At 69.2% G+C, this 19,302-nt stretch carries 14 protein-coding genes; 2 read left to right on the top strand and 12 right to left on the bottom strand.

The features are described 5' to 3' along the window. Positions 1–11 precede the first annotated feature (11 nt). The 6 genes from IO36_RS39670 to IO36_RS39645 all read right to left on the bottom strand — a co-directional run bounded on the left by IO36_RS39670 (position 12) and on the right by IO36_RS39645 (position 9,559). A complete protein-coding gene (locus IO36_RS39670; protein WP_037627909.1) occupies positions 12–1,244 on the bottom strand; it encodes a sarcosine oxidase subunit beta family protein in 1,233 nt (410 codons plus the stop codon). A gap of 99 nt (positions 1,245–1,343) precedes the next feature. Continuing rightward, positions 1,344–3,782: a GcvT family protein gene (locus tag IO36_RS39665; RefSeq protein ID WP_037627906.1), complete on the bottom strand. Its 2,439-nt coding sequence runs from the start codon at positions 3,780–3,782 to the stop codon at positions 1,344–1,346. Positions 3,783–3,998: 216 nt separating this feature from the next. After that, a complete protein-coding gene (locus IO36_RS39660) occupies positions 3,999–4,967 on the bottom strand; it encodes an ABC transporter substrate-binding protein (protein ID WP_037627903.1) in 969 nt (322 codons plus the stop codon). A gap of 13 nt (positions 4,968–4,980) precedes the next feature. Then, the gene (locus IO36_RS39655; RefSeq protein WP_037627901.1) at positions 4,981–6,981 is read right to left on the bottom strand and encodes an ABC transporter permease; all 2,001 of its coding nucleotides are present in this window, start codon (positions 6,979–6,981) and stop codon (positions 4,981–4,983) included. Further along, a complete protein-coding gene (locus IO36_RS39650) occupies positions 6,981–8,069 on the bottom strand; it encodes a quaternary amine ABC transporter ATP-binding protein (protein ID WP_037627898.1) in 1,089 nt (362 codons plus the stop codon). Before IO36_RS39650 ends, IO36_RS39655 begins: the two co-directional genes overlap by 1 nt. 20 nt (positions 8,070–8,089) lie before the next feature. Then, the gene (locus IO36_RS39645) at positions 8,090–9,559 is read right to left on the bottom strand and encodes an aldehyde dehydrogenase family protein (protein WP_037627897.1); all 1,470 of its coding nucleotides are present in this window, start codon (positions 9,557–9,559) and stop codon (positions 8,090–8,092) included. Positions 9,560–9,777: 218 nt separating this feature from the next. Here IO36_RS39645 and purU point away from each other — a divergent pair, with 218 nt between their 5' ends. Continuing rightward, on the top strand, positions 9,778–10,650 hold the full coding sequence (purU, locus tag IO36_RS39640; protein ID WP_037627894.1) for a formyltetrahydrofolate deformylase: 873 nt from the start codon (positions 9,778–9,780) through the stop codon (positions 10,648–10,650). Between the two features lie 111 nt (positions 10,651–10,761). On the opposite strand, the gene IO36_RS39635 is transcribed toward purU, so the two are convergent. Both IO36_RS39635 and betA read right to left on the bottom strand, forming a co-directional pair. After that, positions 10,762–11,598 carry a methylenetetrahydrofolate reductase gene (locus IO36_RS39635; protein WP_037627892.1) on the bottom strand — a complete coding sequence of 279 codons (837 nt, stop codon included), beginning with the start codon at positions 11,596–11,598 and terminating at the stop codon, positions 10,762–10,764. A gap of 3 nt (positions 11,599–11,601) precedes the next feature. Then, entirely contained in the window at positions 11,602–13,269 is a 1,668-nt protein-coding gene (betA, locus tag IO36_RS39630) for a choline dehydrogenase (RefSeq protein ID WP_037627890.1), read from the bottom strand. A 202-nt stretch (positions 13,270–13,471) separates the two neighbouring features. Here betA and IO36_RS39625 point away from each other — a divergent pair, with 202 nt between their 5' ends. Further along, positions 13,472–14,218 carry an IclR family transcriptional regulator gene (locus tag IO36_RS39625; protein ID WP_037627887.1) on the top strand — a complete coding sequence of 249 codons (747 nt, stop codon included), beginning with the start codon at positions 13,472–13,474 and terminating at the stop codon, positions 14,216–14,218. A gap of 9 nt (positions 14,219–14,227) precedes the next feature. On the opposite strand, the gene IO36_RS39620 is transcribed toward IO36_RS39625, so the two are convergent. From IO36_RS39620 to IO36_RS43955, 4 genes are all read right to left on the bottom strand, one after another. After that, on the bottom strand, positions 14,228–15,358 hold the full coding sequence (locus tag IO36_RS39620) for an aromatic ring-hydroxylating oxygenase subunit alpha (RefSeq protein ID WP_037627885.1): 1,131 nt from the start codon (positions 15,356–15,358) through the stop codon (positions 14,228–14,230). A gap of 129 nt (positions 15,359–15,487) precedes the next feature. Continuing rightward, positions 15,488–16,690, bottom strand: coding sequence for an NAD(P)/FAD-dependent oxidoreductase (locus tag IO36_RS39615; RefSeq protein ID WP_209441338.1), 1,203 nt, complete (start codon positions 16,688–16,690; stop codon positions 15,488–15,490). Next, the gene (locus IO36_RS39610; RefSeq protein ID WP_037627883.1) at positions 16,687–17,049 is read right to left on the bottom strand and encodes a bifunctional 3-phenylpropionate/cinnamic acid dioxygenase ferredoxin subunit; all 363 of its coding nucleotides are present in this window, start codon (positions 17,047–17,049) and stop codon (positions 16,687–16,689) included. The genes IO36_RS39615 and IO36_RS39610 overlap by 4 nt, the downstream gene beginning before the upstream one ends. A 778-nt stretch (positions 17,050–17,827) precedes the next feature. Further along, entirely contained in the window at positions 17,828–18,661 is an 834-nt protein-coding gene (locus IO36_RS43955; protein ID WP_037627881.1) for a CAP domain-containing protein, read from the bottom strand. Positions 18,662–19,302 lie beyond the last annotated feature (641 nt).

Genomic DNA, 19,302 nt, shown 5'->3' with positions numbered 1-19,302 from the left:
GGTCGGGCTCCCTAGTGGGCCACCGCGGCGGCGCCGTGCTCGTCGACGAGCGCGCCGGTGGTGAAACGGTCGAGCGAGAAGGGGGCGTTGAGGGGGTGCGGGGCGTCGTGGGCGATGGTGTGGGCGTAGACCCAGCCCACGCCCGGCGTGGCCTTGAAGCCACCCGTGCCCCAGCCGCAGTTGAGGTAGAGGCCGTCGACGGGGCTGAGCCCGACGATCGGTGAGGCGTCGGGGCTGACGTCGACGATGCCGCCCCAGGTGCGCAGCACGTGGGCGCGGGCGAAGACCGGGAAGAGTTCGAGGGCTGCGGACATCTGATCCTCGATGATGTGGAAGGCGCCGCGCTGGGTGTAGGAGTTGTACGCGTCGATGCCCGCGCCCATCACCAGCTCGCCCTTGTGGGCCTGGCTGACGTACACGTGGACCGCGTTGGACATGACGACCGTCGGATGCACGGGCTCCAGCAGCTCCGACACGAGCGCCTGCAACGGATGGCTCTGGAGGGGGAGTTCGATGCCGGCCATGGCGGCGAGGACCGAGGTGTGGCCCGCCGAGCAGAGCGCGACCTTGCCCGCGGCGACGGGGCCGAGGTTCGTCCGGACACCGGTCACGCGGTCGCCTGCCAGCTCCAGTCCGGTGACCTCGCAGTTCTGGATGATGTCGATGCCGGCGGCGTCCGCCGAACGGGCCAGGGCCCAGGCCACGTAGTCGTGTTTGGCGATGCCGGCGCGCGGCTGGTAGGTGGCGCCCAGGACCGGATAGCGCACGTCCGGTGAGGTGTTGACGATCGGGCAGATCTCCTTGACGCCGTCCGTGTCGACCCACTCCGCGTCCACGCCGTTGAGGCGGTTCGCCTCGACGCGGCGCACGCTGTCTCGGACGTCCTGGAGACTGTGGGCGAGGTTCAGTACCCCGCGCTGGGAGAAGAGGATCGGGTAGTCGAGCTCTTCTTCCAGCCCCTCCCACAGCTTGAGCGCGTGCTCGTAGATGCCGGCGCTCTCGTCCCACAGGTAGTTGGAGCGGATGATGGTCGTGTTGCGGGCCATGTTGCCGCCCGCCAGCCAGCCCTTCTCCAGCACGGCGACATCGGTGATGCCGTGGTTCCTCGCCAGGTAGTGGGCGGTGGCGAGGCCGTGACCGCCGCCGCCCACGATCACCACGTCGTACGAACGCTTCGGCTCGGGTGTGCGCCAGAGGAAATCCGGGTGGTCCGGGAGGTCGGCGCCTGGCGTGAGGGGGCTCATCGGACGACTCCGTCTTCTGACAGGAACGGATACAGCGGGTGCTCGGGGGCCGTCACGTTCGTCCGGCGTTCGCGTTCCTCCTCGTCTCGAAGTCGGCGATCAGCCACGGAGCCGGGACATGCTCGGGTCGAACAGTGGCTCCTCGGCGACGACCGCCTCGACGCGGCGGTCGAAGTACCCGATGTGCACGGTGGTGCCGGGGGAGGCCAGTTCCGCCGGCACCCAGGCATAGGCGATGCCCTTGCCGATCGTGTAACCCCAGGCGGCGCTGGTGACGTGGCCGACGGCGCGGTCACCGTCGTACACCGGTTCCTTGCCCATGACGACGGAGCGCGGGTCGTCGATGGTGAGACAGGTCAGCTTGCGGCTGACGCCTGCCTTACGGCGTTCGAGGGCCGCCCTGCCGATGAAGTCGCCCTTGTCCAGCCTGACGGCGAAGCCCAGGCCGGCTTCGTAGGGGTCGTGCTCGTAGGTCATGTCGGCGCCGAAGGACCGGTAGCCCTTCTCCAGGCGGAGGCTGTTGAAGGCGCCGCGCCCGGCGACGATGCCGCCCAGGGGCTCGGCCGCCCGCCACAGGGTGTCCCACAGCTTCCGACCCAGGTCGGCGGTGGTGTACAGCTCCCAGCCCAGCTCGCCGACGTACGAGAGACGCATCGCGGTGACGGGGACGGAGCCGATGTGGGCGCGCCGGGCGCGGAAGTACTTCAGTCCGTCGTTCGAGAAGTCCTCATCGGTGAGGGGCTGGAGGACCTTGCGGGCGAGTGGGCCCCACAGGCCGATGCAGCAGGTGCCCGGGGTGATGTCACGGACCTGGACCGTGCCCTCGGCGGGGAGATGGCGGGTGAACCAGTCGAGGTCCAGGTTGCCGTTGGCGCCGACCTGGAAGTGGTCGCGGGCCAGCCGGGCGACGGTGACATCGCTGCGGATGCCGCCGTCCTCGTCCAGCAGGAGGGTGTACGTGACGGAACCGACGGACTTGTCGATCCTGTTGGTGGACAGCCCCTCCAGGAAGGCGGCGGCACCGGGACCCGTGATCTCCAGGCGCTTGAGGGCCGTCATGTCGTACATGGCGACGCTCTCGCGGGTGGCCTGCGCCTCGGCGCCGACGATCGGGGACCAGTGGCGCGCGGCCCAGTCGTTCGGGGCCGGGATGGAACGGCCCTCCAGCAGGCCGGCGTTGGCCTCGTACCACTGGGGGCGCTCCCAGCCGTTCGCCTCCAAGAAGTGGGCGCCGAGCTCCTGCTGACGGGCGTGGAAGGGGCTCGTGCGGATCGGGCGCGGATCCCCGGACGGCTGGAGGGGGTGGAGGATGTCATAGACCTCGACGAAGTTCCGGCAGCCGCGGGCCAGGACGTACTCGGGGGCGAGCTGGTGCGGTTCGAAGCGGTTGACGTCGCACTCGTGCAGGTCGAAGGACGAGCAGTGGCCGTCGACCAGCCATTCGGCCATGGCCCGGCCGACGCCCGCGGAGTGGGTGACCCAGACGGCCTCGGCGACCCAGAAGCCCTTGACGTCCGGCGACTGGCCGAGGAGCGGCTGGCCGTCGGTGGTGAAGGAGAACAGGCCGTTGATGCCCTCCTCCACCTTGGCCTCGCGGGTCGCGGGGAGCAGGGACCGGGTCTCGGTCCAGGCGTCCTCGAAGTCGTCCTCGGTGAACTTCAGGACCGACGGCATCCCTTCGGCCTCGTTCACGGAGAGGATGTCGTCGGCACGGACGGGCATCGGGCGGTGACCGTAGGAGCCGATGCCCAGGCGGTCGAAGCGGTCGCGGTAGTAGAGATCGGCGTCCTGGTGGCGCAGGATCGGACGCACGGCCTCCTCGGTCTGGCCCGCGAGCGCCGGCACCGGTCCGGTCCAGGCGAGTTGGTGGCCGAGCGGGGTGAGCGGGAGGTTCATTCCGACCATGCGGGCGATCCTCGGGCCCCAGATGCCGGCGCAGCACACGACGATGTCGGCGGGGAGCTCGCCCTGGTCGGTGAGGACGCCGGTGACGCGGCCCTCGCTCCGCCGGACGTCGAGGACCTCGTGGCGGGCGAGGAAGCGCACGCCACGCCCGGTGGCCCGGCGGATCTGCGCCTCGACGGCGAGGACGGCCTTGGCGAGGCCGTCGGTCGGGACGAGGAGGCCGCCGAGGACCTTGTCAGGGTCGAGGAGCGGGTGCTGCTCGACGCACTCCTCGGGACTCAGCAGCCGGGCCTCGATGCCCCAGGCGGTGATCCAGCCGTGGCGGCGGTGCAGTTCGGCGACGCGCTCGGGGGTGGTCGCCACTTCGAGGCCGCCGACCTGGAGGAAGCAGGGCTCGCCGTCGACATCGAGGGAACAGAACTTCTCGACCGTGTAGCGGGCCAACTCGGTCATGGTCTTGGAGGAGTTCGTCTGGAACACCAGCCCCGGGGCGTGCGACGACGATCCGCCGGTGGCCGGCAGCGGGCCCTGGTCGACCACGGTCACCTCGTTCCAGCCGCGCGCGGAGATCTCGTCGGCGAGGGCCGCTCCCACGACGCCCGCTCCGATGATCACCACTCGGGGTCCCGCCATCGCCGCACCTCCGAAATCAACACCGTCGAGTTGCCCACTGCGCAACATAGTTCAGGTTGCGCAACTCAATTTGCCCGTCTCGGGGAGGGGGTGTCAAGGGGTCCGCGACGCAGGAAAACAGGCCGGGAACCGCCCGGGACATGGCAATGCCCGGCAGGCGGCGCGCACTTGCACGCACCGCCCGCCGGGCATCTCCGACCGGCCCGTGGCCTCGGCCTAGTTGAGCCAGGCGTCCACCTTGACCTTGTTGGCGTCCACCCACTTCTTCGCCGCCGCCTCGTCGGACAGCTTGTCCTGGGCGATGTACTTGGCGACCGTGTTCTGGTCCTCGTTCGTCCAGTTGAAGTTCTTCACCAACTTGTAGGCGGGGCTGCCCGACTCGGCGAACTTCGAGCTGACGATCTTGTCCAGGTCGTAGACGGGATAGTCGCAGGCGACCTTCTCCGCGACGGCGTCACAGCCGGACGTGTACTCCGGCAGGGTGACCTTCTTCAGCGGCACCTCGGACAGGAACCACTGCGGCTCGTAGAAGTAGCCGATCACCCACTGCTTGTTCTTCTCGGCGGTGCGGAAGGCCTGGATGAGGGCGGTCTCGCTGCCCGCGTACACCACCTTGAAGTCCAGCTTCAGGTTCTTCACCAGCGCCGCGTCGTTCGTGACGTACGAGGGATCGCCGTCCAGGAGCTGGCCCTTGCCGCCCGACTCGGACGTCTTGAACTTCGACGCGTATTTGTTGAGGTTCTTCCATTGGAGGATGTCGGGGTGAGCCTTGGCCAGCCATGGCGGCACGTACCAGCCGATGATGCCCTTGTTGCCGGTCTCCCCTGCCTCGGCCGCCGTCTTCTGCTGGGTGATGTACTTCTTCTTCAGGTCGTCGTGGCCCCAGTTCTCCAGGACGGCGTCGACCTCGCCGGTGCCGAAGCCCTGCCAGGCGATCTCTTCCTTCAGGTTCTTCTTGTCGACCTTGCAGCCGAGACGGTGCTCGGCGACGTACGCCACGACGGCCGCGTCGGCCTCGTAACCCACCCAGGGGTTGACCGCGAGGTTGAACGTGCCGCACTTGCCCGAGCTGCCCGTGCTCTTCGAACCCGAGGAGGAGTCGCCGACCTTCGCCCCGCCGCACGCGGTGAGGGTGAGGCCGAGGACGGCCAGGCCGGCCGCGCCGGCTCGCCAGTGTCTTGCCATGGTGTCGTGCTCCTTAAGCGCTCGCGCGACGCGCCGCTGCCTGAGTGATCCGGTCGAACATGACTCCGAGAAGGACGATGGCGCATCCGGCCGCCAGGCCCTTGCCGTACAGCTCTCCCTGCGAGAATCCGGCCACGACGTCGTAGCCCAGGGCCCCTGCTCCCACCAGGCCGCCCACCACAACCATCGACAGCACGTAGATCAGGCCCTGGTTGGTCGCGAGTGTCAGGGCACCGCGTGACATCGGAAGCTGGACCTTGGTGATGATCTGCCAGGTGGTGCACCCGGCGGAGGCGGCCGCCTCCACGGTGGTCTCGGGCACGGCCCGGATCCCGTCCGCGATGATCTTCATCGTGACGGGCGCCGCGTAGACGATCGCCGCGACGATGGCCGTGAAGCGGGTCGCGCCGAACAGCGCGAGGAACGGTACGAGGTAGACGAACGGCGGCATGACCTGGGCCGCGTCCAGGGTGGGCCGGATCAGCCGGTCCACGAGCATGCTGCGCCCCATCCACACGCCGAAGACGATGCCGAGCACCATCACCAGCACGGTGGCGACGAGCGTCGAAGCCAGCGTCGTCATGCCGTCCGACCACACACCCGTGCCGACCAGCAGACCCACGCACACGGCCGTGGTGACCCCGGCCTTCCAGCCGCCGAACACCACGCCGAGCGCGACCAGCACCGCGCCGACGAGCCACCACGGGGAGTCGGTGAGCAGTGTCTGGAACGGATTGAGCAGGCCGTCGGTGATGATGTCGCGGATCGTATTGGTGAGACCCGACAGGTTGTCCTGCGCCCAGTTGGTCGCGGTGTCCGCCGCGCTCGCGATGTGGCCGCCGATGGTGCCGTCGCCGGGGAAGTCCGCCGCCCACAGATAGGTGTGCGACAGGTAGACCAGAACCGCCGTGACCACCGCGCCCGCTCCCAGCAGCGGCCGGCGCCATTTCGCAAGGTTGTTCTCGGAGCGCCGCGCGTACTCCTCTCGGGTGCCGGCCGCGGTCGTGACCCGGTCCAGGACGATCGCCATGACCACGATGGCGAGGCCCGCGTTGAAGGCCGTGCCGACGTCGAGCGACTGGAGTGCCTGGATGACGTTCGCGCCGAGGCCGGGCGCGTTGATCAGGGCCGCGATCGTCACCATGGCGAGGGCGGCCATGATGGTCTGGTTGACGCCCATCACCACGGTCCGCCTCGACATCGGCAGCAGGACCTTCAGCAGGGACTGACGGCGCGTGGCGCCCAGGGAGTCGGCCGCCTCGACGGTCGTCTTCGACACGTTGCGGATGGCGTGCGCGGTGATGCGGATCGTCGGCGGGGCCGCGTAGATGACGGTGGCGATGGTGGCGGACGCTCCGCCGATGAGGAAGAACAGGGTCAGCGGTGCCAGGTAGACGAAGGTCGGCATCGTCTGCATGAAGTCCAGGAACGGCGTCATGATCCGGTTGAACCGGTCGGACAGCCCGGCCCACACCCCGAGCGGGATCGCGAACAGCAGGGCCACGAACACCGCGGAGAGGGTGAGGGCGAGGGTGTCCATGCTCTCCTGCCACAGCCCCTGGAGCCCGAAGAAGGTGAAGCCCGTCACGGCCAGCAGCGCGACCCGCCAGTTCCCCACGGCCCAGGAGACGTACCCGGCGATGGCGACGACGCCGAGCCAGCCGACCTGCGGGACCGGACGGGCCCCGGGCGGCTGGGAGATCAGGTGCTGGATGAAGGTAACCAGGTTGTCGATGACCAGCCGGATCTCGTTGAAGAAGTACAGGAAGAGCGGGTTGGAGTTGCGGTCGGCGCCGATGGAGTCGTTGAAGTCGTTGATCCACCGGTGCAGATCGGTCAGGTCCGCCGCCGCCAGGGACAGGGTCTGTTTTCCGCGCAGGAGTGCGAACAACACCAGCCAGACGACGAGGATCGCGCCGATCATCATGGGCCGGCCGACCTTGCGCGCGCCCTTGGCGGGCGCGGCCGGTACCGCGGCCTCCGCTTCGCCGGGTTTCTCGATGGCGACGGTCATCACGCGTCGCCTTCCCGCCCGGCGACCACCGCGAGGATCTCCTCGTCGCCGACGATGCCGAGCAGCTTGCCGTTCTCGACGACCTTGACGGGCCTGTCGGCCGCGAGGACCGCCCGGGTGGCCTCCTTCACCACGACGTCCGGGCCCAGCTCGGGGCCGTCCAGTTCGTCGCCGTCCTCCGGCGCGCGCATGATCCAGCGCAGGGTGAGTACGTCGCCGCGCGGCACGTCCTTGACGAACTCGCGTACGTAGTCGTCGGCCGGGGCGCCGACCAGTTCGTCACCGGTGCCGCACTGGACCGTCTTTCCGTCACGCATGATGAGGATGCGGTCACCCAGCTTGAGCGCCTCGGACAGGTCGTGGGTGACGAACACCATCGTCTTGCCGACCTCGTGGTGCAGCCGGACGACCTCGTTCTGCATGTCCCGGCGGATCAGCGGGTCGAGCGCCGAGAACGGTTCGTCGAAGAGGAGTACGTCCGGGTCTCCGGCCAGCGCACGGGCAAGCCCGACGCGCTGCTGCATACCGCCGGACAACTGGTCGGGGTAGGAGTTCTCGTAGCCGGAGAGGCCGACCAGTTCGACGACCTCGAGCGCCCGCCGGGTGCGCTCGGCCTTGCTCATGCCGCGGATCTCCAGGCCGAACGACACGTTGTCGACGACCCTTCGGTGCGGCAGCAGCCCGAAGTGCTGGAAGACCATGGAGAACTTGCGGCGGCGCAGTTCCCTCAGCCGCTTGGCGTCCGCGTCACGGATGTCCTCGCCCTCGAAGACGATCTCCCCCGCGGTGGGTTCGATCAGCCGGGTCAGACAGCGCACCAGGGTGGACTTCCCGGAGCCGGACAGGCCCATGACGACGAAGACCTCGCCGGGCGAGACCTCGAACTTCACATCGCGCACGGCGGCGGTGCATCCGGTGCGGTCCATCAACTCGCGGCGGGTGAGCCCGCACAGTTCCTCGGAGTCCGGTACCTGGTCCGCCTTCGGCCCGAACACCTTCCACAGCTTGCGCACGGATATGACCGGGGTGGCGGCCGAGTCCTGGGACGTGCCGCGCCGCCGCGGCACCTCCGTCTGTGCTGGGGTCACGATCGGCCTCTCTTCGGCGTTCAGCCGCGGAACCAGTGCTGCGGCCGGGGTTGGATGTTCTGCCAGATGTGCTTGGTCTCTCGGTACTCGTCCAGGCCGGTCGGTCCCAGCTCCCTGCCCACGCCTGAGCGCCCGAAGCCACCCCATTCCGCTTGCGGCACGTAGGGGTGGTAGTCGTTGATCCACACCGTGCCGTGGCGCAGTCGCCGGGCGACCCGCTGGGCCTTCCCGGCGTCCTGGGTCCAGACGGCTCCGGCGAGTCCGTACTCGGTGTCGTTGGCGATGCGTACGGCGTCGTCCTCGTCGGTGAAGCGCTCGACGGTCAGCACGGGTCCGAAGGACTCCTCGTGCACGACCCGCATGTCCTGCGTGCACGCGTCGAGCACGGTCGGCGGGTAGTAGTAGCCGTCCGCGAGAGCGGGATCGCCGGGCCGTTCACCGCCGCAGCGCAGTACGGCGCCCTCGGCGAGGCCGGCAGCGACGTACGCCTCGACCTTCTCCCGGTGCCGCTCGGAGATCAGGGCGCCGGTCTCGGCCTCGGGGTCGAAGGGCCCGCCCAGCCGGATCCGCCGGGCGCGGCGGACGACCTCGTCGACCAGGGCGTCATGAATCGCGTCCTCGACGATCAGCCGGGCGCCTGCCGAGCAGACCTGGCCCGAGTGCAGGAAGACGGCCGTGAGGGCGAAGTCGACGGCCGTCTCGAAGTCGGCGTCGGCGAAGACCACGTTGGGGTTCTTGCCGCCGAGTTCCAGCGCGACCTTCTTCACGGTCGCGGCGGCGGTGGCCATGATGCGCTTGCCGGTCTCCAGGCCTCCGGTGAAGGAGACCATGTCGACGGCCGGGTCCTCGGAGAGCGGTGCGCCCACCTCGGGGCCCGTTCCCAGGACGAGATTGGCGGCGCCGGCCGGGAGCCCGGCCTCCTCCAGTGCCCGCATCAGCAGGATCGAGGTGGAGGGGGTGAGCTCACTGGGCTTGAGGACGATCGCGTTGCCCGCGAGGAGCGCCGGGGCGACCTTCCAACTGGCTTGCAACAGTGGGTAGTTCCAGGGGGTGATGAGTCCGCACACGCCTATCGGTTCATGGACGACACGGCTGACGGCGTCATCACGGCCGGTGTCGATCACCCGGCCGGCGTCCCTGCCCCCGATCCCGCCGTAGTAGCGGAGACAGGAGACGACGTCGGCGATGTCGTACTCGCTCTCCACCAGCCGCTTGCCGGTGTCCAGCGACTCGGCGCGGGCGAACTCCTTGGCGTCGCGCTCGATGAGGTCGGCCGTGCGCTGGAGCAGCGCACCGCGCTCCCGCTCGGGGGTGTGCGGCCAGGGGCCTTCGTCGAAAGCCCGTCGGGCCGCGGCGATCGCCGCCTCGCTATCCGGGCGCGTCCCCTCGGACACGGTCGCGACGAGCGCGCCATCGGCGGGACAGCGAATCTCCCGGCGCCCGCCGGCCACCGCGTCGCGCCATTCCCCGGCCACGTACAGGTCTGCCACTCCCCAAGCCCTTCAGCCGTTACGCGTTGCGCATCGTGCATCCCATTGCTTGTGGTGGAACACCATGGCGAACAGCGCAGACCTACGTCAAGGGGTTGGCTGATGACGATTCCACAAGAGGCCGTCGGCCCTTCTCTCTTGACCGATGATGTCGTCGCGCCCAACCATGTTGCGCATTGCTCACCGAGTTGTGCGATACGCACCGACGGAGGCCGCGCATGTCCCCTCGATCGCAACCTGGCCGTGAATACGTCCTCACCCTCTCGTGTCCGAACAGCGCCGGCCTGGTTCACGCCGTGAGCGGCTTCCTCGTCAGGAACTCGGGCAACATCCTGGAGAGCCGGCAGTTCGACGACCGGCTCCATGGCCGCTTCTTCATGAGGGTCCACTTCGACGTCTCCGACCCCGACACGAACGCGGAAACTCTGCGTTACCGATTCGGTCCCGTCGCCGATGCCCACCGCATCGCCTGGACCCTGAGCGAGGCCTCGACCCCGACCCGGACGCTGATCATGGTGTCCAGGTTCGGCCACTGCCTGAACGATCTGCTCTTCCGCCGGCGTACCGGAGCCCTCAACATCGAGATCCCGGCGATCGTCTCCAACCACCGGGACTTCGAGAGTCTGGCCGAAACGTACGGTGTCCCCTTCCACCACATCCCGGTCACCCGGGACACCAGGGCCGAGGCAGAGGCGCGCCTGCTGGAGCTGGTGCGCGAGCTGGACATCGATCTCGTGGTGCTGGCCCGCTACATGCAGGTTCTCTCCGACGACGTGTGCAAGCGGTTCGAGGGCCGCGCCATCAACATCCACCACTCCTTCCTGCCCAGCTTCAAGGGCGCCCGCCCGTACGAACAGGCCCACGCCCGCGGTGTGAAGCTCGTGGGGGCGACGGCGCATTACGTGACACCGGACCTGGACGAGGGGCAGATCATCGAGCAGGACGTGGTCCGGGTGGACCACTCGCTCGGCCCCCGGGACCTGGTCACGGTCGGATGGGACGTGGAGGCACAGGTACTCGCGCACGCGGTGAAGTGGCACAGCGAGAGCCGCGTGATGGTGGACGGCAACCGCACGGTCGTCTTCCGCTGAGCAGTACGGCTTGAGGGGCGGGGCCGGACTCCGGCCCCGCCTCCGTCGTATGCGAACCCGGACGTCCTCCCGGACGAGGTGATCCGGAGGTGACCCGCTCCGGCGATCGCCTCAGCCGCCCGACCGGTCCAGCAGCGTGCGGCGCCACTGTTCGGTCTCGGCGATCTGGTTGAACGTGAACACGTGTAGGCCCGCCACCCCGGCCGAGGACCGGGTCAGCGCCTTCCCACCGCGGGCGAGCAGCCGGTCCGGCGAGTAGCCGCCAGGGATCGCGAACCGCAGGAACCACGAAGTGTGCCGGGTGAGGAAGCGTGTCGACTCCCCCACCCCGATCTTCGTCGCCACGGCGAGCAGCTTCGCCCGCTGCACGGGCCCCGCGACGCCCACGTGGACGGGCAGGGTGACGCCGCGGCGCCGTACGCGGCCGACCCAGTCACCCAGCACGCGCGGATCGAAGCAGAGGTTGCTCACGATGTAAGTGGCGTGCGCGCGCTTGTCCCACATGGCCTGGATGGTGAGGTCGTCGTGGATGAACGGATGGCTCTCGGGATAGCCGGTGATGCCGACGCGCGCGAACGGACCACCCAGCTCGCTCAGCGCACGCAGCACCGGCAGCGCCCCGTCGTAGGCCCCGGCCGGCGGATCGGCGTCGCCGGCCGGGACGAAGACGTCGTCGACACCCGTCTCCCGGAGCCGGTCGACGACGTCCTCCAGATGCGCGCCGTCCCTCAGCAGCCGCGCGGGCACGTGCGGCACGACGCGGTAACCGTGCGCCGCCAGCCGGTCGGCGAGGTCGAGCGTCGGATCCAGGCCCTTGACCGGAGACGCCGTCACGGTGATGACGACGTCGCGCGGGACATGGGCGAGGACCTCGTCCTCGGTCGTCTTCGCGGGCAGCACCTCGTAACGGACGCTGGACAGCAGTGTCCTGAGGTGTGCGCCGTCCAAGGGCTACCCGCCCTGCTTCCGGGCGTCCCGGTGCCGGTGGTAGGCGACCTTGGAGGGGGGCAGCGGCTCCTTGCCGAGGATGAGGTCGGCCGCCTTCTCCGCGATCATCATGACCGGCGCGTAGATGTTGCCGTTGGTGACGTAGGGCATGACCGACGCGTCGACGACACGCAGCCCCTCCACGCCGTGCACACGCATGCTCGTGGGGTCGACGACGGACATCGCGTCGGTCCCCATCTTGCAGGTACAGGAAGGGTGCAGGGCGGTCTCGCCCTCCGTGGCGACCCAGGCGAGGATCTCCTCCTCGCTCGCCACGGACGGGCCGGGTGAGATCTCACCGTCGTTGTACGGGGCCATGGCCGGCTGGTTGAGGAGCTCGCGGGCCACCCGGATCGACTCGACCCACTCGCGGCGGTCCTGCTCGGTGGACAGGTAGTTGAAGCGCAGCGCCGGGTGTTCCCGCGGGTCCTTGCTCTTGATCTTCACCGAGCCGATGGCGTCGGAGTACATGGGCCCGACGTGCACCTGATAGCCGTGGCCCCCGGCCGGCGAGGAGCCGTCGTAGCGGACCGCGACCGGCAGGAAGTGGAACATCAGGTTGGGGTAGTCCACGTCCTCGTTGCTGCGGGCGAAGCCGCCGGCCTCGAAATGGTTGGTCGAGGCGGGGCCCTTGCGGAAGAGCCATTGCAGGCCGATGAAGGGCGCGCGCCACTTCGCCATGTACGGCTGCACGGAGACGGGTTGCTTGCAGGCGTACTGGATGTACACCTCCAGGTGGTCCTGCAAGTTCTCGCCGACGCCGGGAAGGTCGTGGACGACGTCGATGCCGAGCGCGCCCAGTTCCTCGGCGTTGCCGACTCCGGAGAGCTGGAGCAACTGCGGGGAGTTGATCGCGCCGCCGCAGAGGATGACCTCGCGGGCGCGCACCTGCTGGACCTTGCCGCGGCGCCGGTACTCGACGCCGACAGCCTTCCTGCCCTCGAAGAGGACGCGGGTGACCAGGGCGCGCGTGGTGACGGTGAGGTTGGGCCGCTTCCTCACGGGCTTGAGGTACGCCTTCGAGGCGGACAGCCGGCGGCCGCGGCTGACGTTGCGGTCGAACGGGGCGAAGCCTTCCTGCCGATAGCCGTTGACGTCGTCGGTGCGGGGGTGGCCCGCCTCCTGGACGGCCTTGAGGAAAGCGGTGAACAACGGGTTGGAGGCGGGTCCGCGTTCGAGGACGAGCGGGCCGTCGTGGCCGCGGAACTCGTCGTCGGGGTCGGCCGCGAGACAATTCTCCATCCGCTTGAAGTACGGCAGACAGTGCGCGTAGTCCCAGGACTCCATGCCGGCGCCGGCCGCCCAGCGCTCGTAGTCCATGGGGTTGCCGCGCTGGAAGATCATGCCGTTGATACTGCTGGAACCGCCGAGCACCTTGCCGCGCGCGTGATGGATGCGCCGGCCGCCCATGTGCGGCTCGGGTTCGGACGCGTACTTCCAGTCGTAGAAGCGGTTGCCGATCGGATAGGTCAGCGCCGCGGGCATGTGGATGAAGACGTCCCACGGATGGTCGGCCCGGCCCGCTTCCAGAACGAGCACCTGGTTGCCCGGGTCGGCGGAGAGCCGGTTCGCCAGTGCGCTGCCGGCGGATCCACCGCCGACGATGACGAAATCGTATTTCAGGGGAGCCATAGCGTCTCGTCTCGCTCGCGCCGTAGATACGCGGGGCATGCTAGTACGAGTATCTCTATACGCACCAGGTTGCGAACAACGCAACTTGTGGAGTCCGCGTTCCCCTGCCGTCGCTTGCACCGCTGTTGTTTACTACGCGTATAGTTTCGTTGTGAGCAACTACGGCCCAGACAGTGAAACCACAGGTCCGCAGTCCGGCGGAGTGCAGTCCGTCGACCGCGCCATCAGCGTGCTGGAGATCCTGGCCCAGCGTGGCGAGGCCGGCGTCAGCGAAGTGGCCGCCGAGATCGATGTCCACAAGTCGACCGCGTTCCGACTGCTCGGCGCCCTGGAGGCACGTGGTCTGGTGGAGCAGGCGGGTGAGCGCGGCAAGTACCGCCTCGGCTTCGGCATCGTACGCCTGGCAGGTGCGGCCACGGGGCGCATCGACGTCACCGAACAGAGCCGCCAGGTCTGCGAGCGGCTCGCCGAGGAGATCGGCGAGACCGTCAACGTCGCCGTGATGCAGGAGCACTACGCGATCAACCTCTACCAGGTGCGCGGCCCGGGGGCCGTGACCGCGCACAACTGGGTCGGCCAGCTGACCCCGCTGCACGCCACCTCCAGCGGCAAGGTCCTGCTGGCGCATCTGTCCGCCAAGGAGCGCGCCGCGCTGCTGGCCGAGGCCGGCCTGAAGAAGGTCACCCCGCACACCCTGACCTCGAAGACGAAGCTGGAGAAGAACCTCGCCGAGGCCCGGGCGCGCGGCTACGCCTGGACCCTGGAGGAGCTGGAGGTCGGGCTCCACGCCATGGCCGCGCCGGTGCGTGACCGGCACGGCGAGGTCATCGCGGCACTCAGTGCCTCCGGACCCGCGTACCGGTTCACCGAGGAGCGCCTGCACGAACTCGCCCCGGTGCTGGTCAAGGGCGCGGAGGAGATCAGCCATCGGATGGGTTACCTGGGCTGATCCGCCCGGCTACGGCCGGGGAGCACCGAGTCGCCTGTTCACCCAGTCGTGGAAGGCACCGATGTGGTGTTCGCTGGGCACCAGCACCCCGCCCTTGGCGTACATCCGGGAGCTCATCCCTGGCTGCGTGCGCTCGCACGCGTCGAAGTCCTGGCGGTTGACCCGGTCGAAGAGCTCCACGGACCGGCTGACGTCCTTGCCGCTCTCGACGACGTTCGGAAGATAGAGCCAGTCGCACTCGACGATCGTGCGGTCGACGGCCACCGGGTACATCCGGTGGAAGATCACGTGGTCGGGGACGAGGTTGATGAAGACCTGCGGTTTGACGGTGATCGCGTAGTAGCGACGGTCCTGGTCGTCGGACACTCCGGGTATGCGGTCCAGGCCCTCCGAGCCGTCGACGGTGAAGCCCTGGACCTCCGCACCGAACTCGGCGCCGTGGCCCACGTAGTACTGAGCAGCGTAGCCGTCGGCGAACTCGGGGAGCACCTCGGTGAGTTCGGGGTGGATCGTGGCGCAGTGGTAGCACTCCATGAAGTTCTCGATGATGAGCTTCCAGTTCGCCTTGACGTCGTAGACGATCCGCTTACCGACCGCGAGGCCGCCGATGTCGTAGTGCTCGATCGACTCCGCGTCGCCGAGCCGGCCGACGACCTCTCCGACGACGTCGTCCTCGAAGGAGGGCGGGTTCTCTGCCAGGCAGACCCAGACGTAGCCGAGCCATTCGCGGGTGGCTACGCTCACCAGGCCGAACTCGGTGCGGCCGACGTCGGGCATCTTCGTGAGGTTGGGCGCCGCGACGAGCCTGCCGTCCAGGTCGTAGGTCCAGGCGTGGTACGGGCACTGGAAGGCACGCTTGACCTCGCCGGACTCCTCGGTGCGGAGCTTGGCGCCGCGGTGCCGGCAGACGTTGAAGAAGGCGCGTACGGAGTTGTCCCGCGCCCGCGTGATCAGGATGCTCTCGCGGCCGACCTCCACGGTCCGGAAGGCACCGGGTTTCGTCAGCTCCGAGGAACGCACGGCGCAGAACCACATCGTCTCGAAGATGTGCTCCTGTTCCTGGGCGAAGATCCCCGGATCCTTGTAGGAGGAGCCGGGGAGGGTGGCGATCAGACTGTCCGGCAGGCTGGTCGAGGTCACGGTGCACTCCTCGGGAAACGTCGTGGAGGGGCCATTCACGCGCCCGGAGGACGACTCCGGACAGCGTTGTGCATGGAGCAACGCTGCATGCCATGTATGACCGCAGCGGGAAATGACTCAGAGGCCGCGTCAAGAGCCCGCGGCGGCGAGCTGCTTGCGCCAACGGGTGAACAGCCGGGGCTGGTTCATCCCGAGCACGGCGACCGGAACTCCGGCGCGCCGGTAGACGGCCAGGACGTCGCGGTCGTCCGCGGTGCCCGCCTCGATGGCCACACTGTCGGCCGCCGCCGCGTAGCCGGCGAACTGGATCTTCACGCCGTACTGGTCGGACCAGAAGTACGGCGGCCGGGGCACACCCGGTTCCACCGCACCGCCCGCCAGCAGTGTGGCGACGGCGGCGTCGGGACGCTCACGCGCACCGGTCCAGTGCTCAACGCGGCGGTGGGCGCCCGCGCGGGGGTCGTACCAGTTGGCGCAGTCACCGACCGCGACCACGCCGGCCAGGCTGGTACGGCCGTCGGCGCCGCACTTGACGCCGTTGTCGAGTTCGACGCCGGATCCTTCAAGCCACTCGACGCACGGGCGTGCGCCCACACCCACGACGACGATGTCGGCGGAGATGCTGCGGCCGTCCTCGAGCAGGACGGCGTCCACCCTCCCCCGGGCTCCGTCCGGGGAAACCCTCGTCCCGCTTCGCTCGTCCCCCCTCAGCCCCTTGACCCCCACGCCGCACAACAGCCTTACACCGTGGTCCCCATGGAGGGTGGAGACGATGCCGCCCATGGCCGCGCCGATCGGTCCGGCCAGCGGAGTGGGGGCCGCCTCGACGATCGTCACGTCCAGCCCGAGGGCGTGTGCGGTGGAGGCGACCTCGGCACCGATGAAGCCGCCGCCGATCACCACCAGCCGTCCGCCGCTCGCCAGTTCCTCCCGCAGGGCGCGGGCGTCGTCCAGGGTGCGCAGGGTGTGCACCCCGGCCAGGCTTCCGGATCCCGGCAGGGTACGCGCCACCGCGCCGGTCGCGATGACGATGCCGTCGGCGCGGACCTCCCGCCCGTCGGCGAGCCGGACGGCGCGCTCGGCACGGTCGAGTCCGGTCGCGCGGGCGCCCAGCAGCCACTGAGCCCGCAGGTCCTCGTCGTCCGTCTCCAGCGCGAGATCCGCCTCGCCGAGGGTGCCGGCCAGGAACTCCTTGGACAGCGGGGGCCTGTCGTACGGGCGGTGGAGTTCGTCACCGATGACGACCAGCCGCCCGTCAAAGCCCTGCCTCCGCAGAGAGCGCGCCGCCGACAGACCGGCCAGCGAGGCGCCGACCACGGCGACGGTCCTCACCCGGGTCCGCCGGCGAGCCGGGCTGCGACGCAGGGCGGCGGGTTGGGGGCGGCCGCGGACAACCGGACCTGGATCACGCCTTCCTCCACGACGACCTCGTGGGTCCGGACCGCGAGCTTGGCCGGCGGGGAGTCGACCGCACCGGTCCTGAGGTCGAACTTCGAGGCGTGCAGGGGGCATTCCACCTCGCAGCCCTCCAGCCAGCCGTCGGCGAGCGAGGCGTCCTGGTGGGTGCAGGTGTCGTCGATGGCGAAGAGTTCGCCTTCGTCGGTGTGGAACACCGAGACCGGCGGATCTGTGTCGAGCCGGTGGGCCTCTCCTCGCGGGAGATCCGCGAGACGGCACGCGGGAATCATCATGACACCTCGGTGCGTATAGCGAAACGGATTGCGATAAGCGCAACGCCAGTTTGAGGTCGACCAGAACCCTTGTCAAGGCATCCAGCGGGCACTCCGAGCCGTCCATTTTGTTGTGCAATACAAAACTCAATGCACATAGCGCAACAGCATCCCGCCACAATCGGCTCGCGCCGGAGACACGCCGAGGACGGGCGGGTGAGGAGTCGAAGTGGGCGTCAGAAACCGCGTCCGGTCCGCTCCTGGAAACGCGGTCGAAGTCGTAGTCGCGTTCCCGCCCTGCGAGTGCAGCCGCTGCACGAAGAGCGGATGAGCCGATGGCGCCGATGTGGGACGACGAACCCGAGCGCGACGCAGGCAGGCGCATCGCCTGCGGGCTGCACACCACCGACGGCATCGTGAACACGTAGCCTCCTCGCACCGGAGCGAAGTGGAGCCACCACTGATCCCTCCAGTACGAGGGGCTTGAGGGCCGGAGCACGAGGCGGCGGAGGTTGTCCTGGCCGACCAGGGCCAGGCCGCTGCCGAACCGCTTACGCCGGCCGGCCGCGACGGACGACTCCCTTGAAACGCTGTCGCCGTAGACCACGACCAGCGGGGTCTTTCTGTGCCCAGCATCGGGGCCCTCAAGTCACTTCTTCGTCGGCGACCCGGGCTCGCGCAGTTCCTGCGCTCTGGACAGAACTGCACGCACGCCGACCGCGGCCCCTCCGGACCGAGCGGAGGGGCCGCAGCCGGCAGGATTGTCGGCGGGCCGTGCCGGGCGTGGGCCCCTTGAAGGTCAGCGGGCCGTGCCGAAGTCCTGCGTCCAGTAGTTGCCGGGCTGGGCCACCCCCACGCCGATCTCCTTGAAGCCGCAGTCCAGGATGTTGCGCTTGTGGCCGGCGCTGGCCATCCAGCCCGCCATGACCTGCTCGGGCGTGGAGTACCCGTACGCCACGTTCTCGCCGTAGGTGCTCCAGAGGTAGCCCGCGCTCGTGATCCGCTGTCCCGGGTCGGACCCGTCGGAACCGGTGTGCGACATGGTGTTGTGGCTCGCCATGTCGGCGCTGTGGGCCTGGGCGGCCTGAGAGAGCTTCGTGTTCAGGGTGACCGGGGAGCAACCGGCCTTGGCTCGCTCGCTGTTCACCAGTGCGACCACGCGGGCTACGGCGGCGGACGCGGGGGTCGCCGTGCCTGCGGCGGGAGCCGCAGTGGTACGCGGCTTGGGTGCCGCGGTCTTCGTCGAAGGGGGCACGGCGGTCACCTTCGGGGCCGGCGGGGTGGTCGCCTTCGAGACGGGCGCCTTGGACTTCTTCGGAGCGGGTGCCTCGGTCCTGGGAGAGGTCGTCGGAGAGGCCGAGGACGAAGCCGTCACCGTGGGCTTCGTGGTCCGGACGTGCCGTCCCCGGTGCCCGCCCCAGGACCCCTTTCTCCCGTCCGTCCGGCGTTCGTCCCAGGACGTCTTCCTCCCGTCCGTCCAGGGACGGGAGGACGTGGCGGTGCCGGCCTCGGCTCCTTCGTCGCCCATGCACGCCATCGCGGCTGACGGCACCGCCACCGCCCCCATCGCCAGGACGGCGACGACTATGGGCCGGCGGCGCGTCTTCCTGCCGTGCTTCCGGTGGTTCCTCATGCGGACCTCGTTCGGTCGACTCTCCTTGCGCCTCCGGCGGGCTTGGTTGCGCACAGACACTGCGCTTGGCCTTCGGGGACGCCTTGCGGGGCCGTCATTGTTAAAAGCCTCAGGAGGGTGAGACAACGGGGGCTTCCACTACCTCGCCTAGTAGATGCGGGCACCTTTGAATCCGGCCCGGGATTGTGCCGGGCCGCCGCGCCGGACGCCGACGGCGCCTCACACTCCGTCAGAAGGGCGGCTGAGACGGTCCCGCGCATCGAGGCAGGTGGCCCAGGCCGGTGAACCCGGCCGAGATGCCCCGTATGCCTGCTTCCATATGCCAGATCCACTTATTTCCGCCACACGCCACGTACTATCGCGGCACGTTGACGGAAACCGGGCACGTGAGGGATGTCACCGCCTTCCCCGCAACCCTGTCGGTGCCCGACACGGGGGAAGCAGTCAGGCTGCGGTGGCTCTGCGGCCGGTCGGCGCCGTGGAGCCCAAGTGGCACGGGTTCCGGACGCTGGGCTCCGTCCCGCGGAGGACCGCACATGCCAGCCGCCGGCCCACCCTCGAGGGTGGGCCGGCGGCTGGGCAGCAGCACGGCCTGCTTGTCGGCGGGCTCGTCACCGACCTGCGGGGCGCACCTCAGTCAG

It is taken from the genome of Streptomyces aureus (assembly GCF_000725495.1).
Lineage (GTDB): Bacteria > Actinomycetota > Actinomycetes > Streptomycetales > Streptomycetaceae > Streptomyces > Streptomyces aureus_B.
The sequence above is the reverse complement of the archived record's forward strand: the minus strand, read 5'-3'. Positions and strand labels throughout refer to the sequence as shown.

What these genes read in the sequence shown, in the direction of transcription:
- IO36_RS39610 (WP_037627883.1), bottom strand. Translation starts at nt 17,049, where the DNA reads ATGATGATTCCCGCGTGCCGTCTCGCGGATCTCCCGCGAGGAGAGGCC.
- IO36_RS43955 (WP_037627881.1), bottom strand. Translation starts at nt 18,661, where the DNA reads ATGAGGAACCACCGGAAGCACGGCAGGAAGACGCGCCGCCGGCCCATA.
- IO36_RS39670 (WP_037627909.1), bottom strand. Translation starts at nt 1,244, where the DNA reads ATGAGCCCCCTCACGCCAGGCGCCGACCTCCCGGACCACCCGGATTTC.
- betA (WP_037627890.1), bottom strand. Translation starts at nt 13,269, where the DNA reads ATGGCTCCCCTGAAATACGATTTCGTCATCGTCGGCGGTGGATCCGCC.
- IO36_RS39655 (WP_037627901.1), bottom strand. Translation starts at nt 6,981, where the DNA reads ATGACCGTCGCCATCGAGAAACCCGGCGAAGCGGAGGCCGCGGTACCG.
- IO36_RS39665 (WP_037627906.1), bottom strand. Translation starts at nt 3,782, where the DNA reads ATGGCGGGACCCCGAGTGGTGATCATCGGAGCGGGCGTCGTGGGAGCG.
- IO36_RS39660 (WP_037627903.1), bottom strand. Translation starts at nt 4,967, where the DNA reads ATGGCAAGACACTGGCGAGCCGGCGCGGCCGGCCTGGCCGTCCTCGGC.
- purU (WP_037627894.1), top strand. Translation starts at nt 9,778, where the DNA reads ATGTCCCCTCGATCGCAACCTGGCCGTGAATACGTCCTCACCCTCTCG.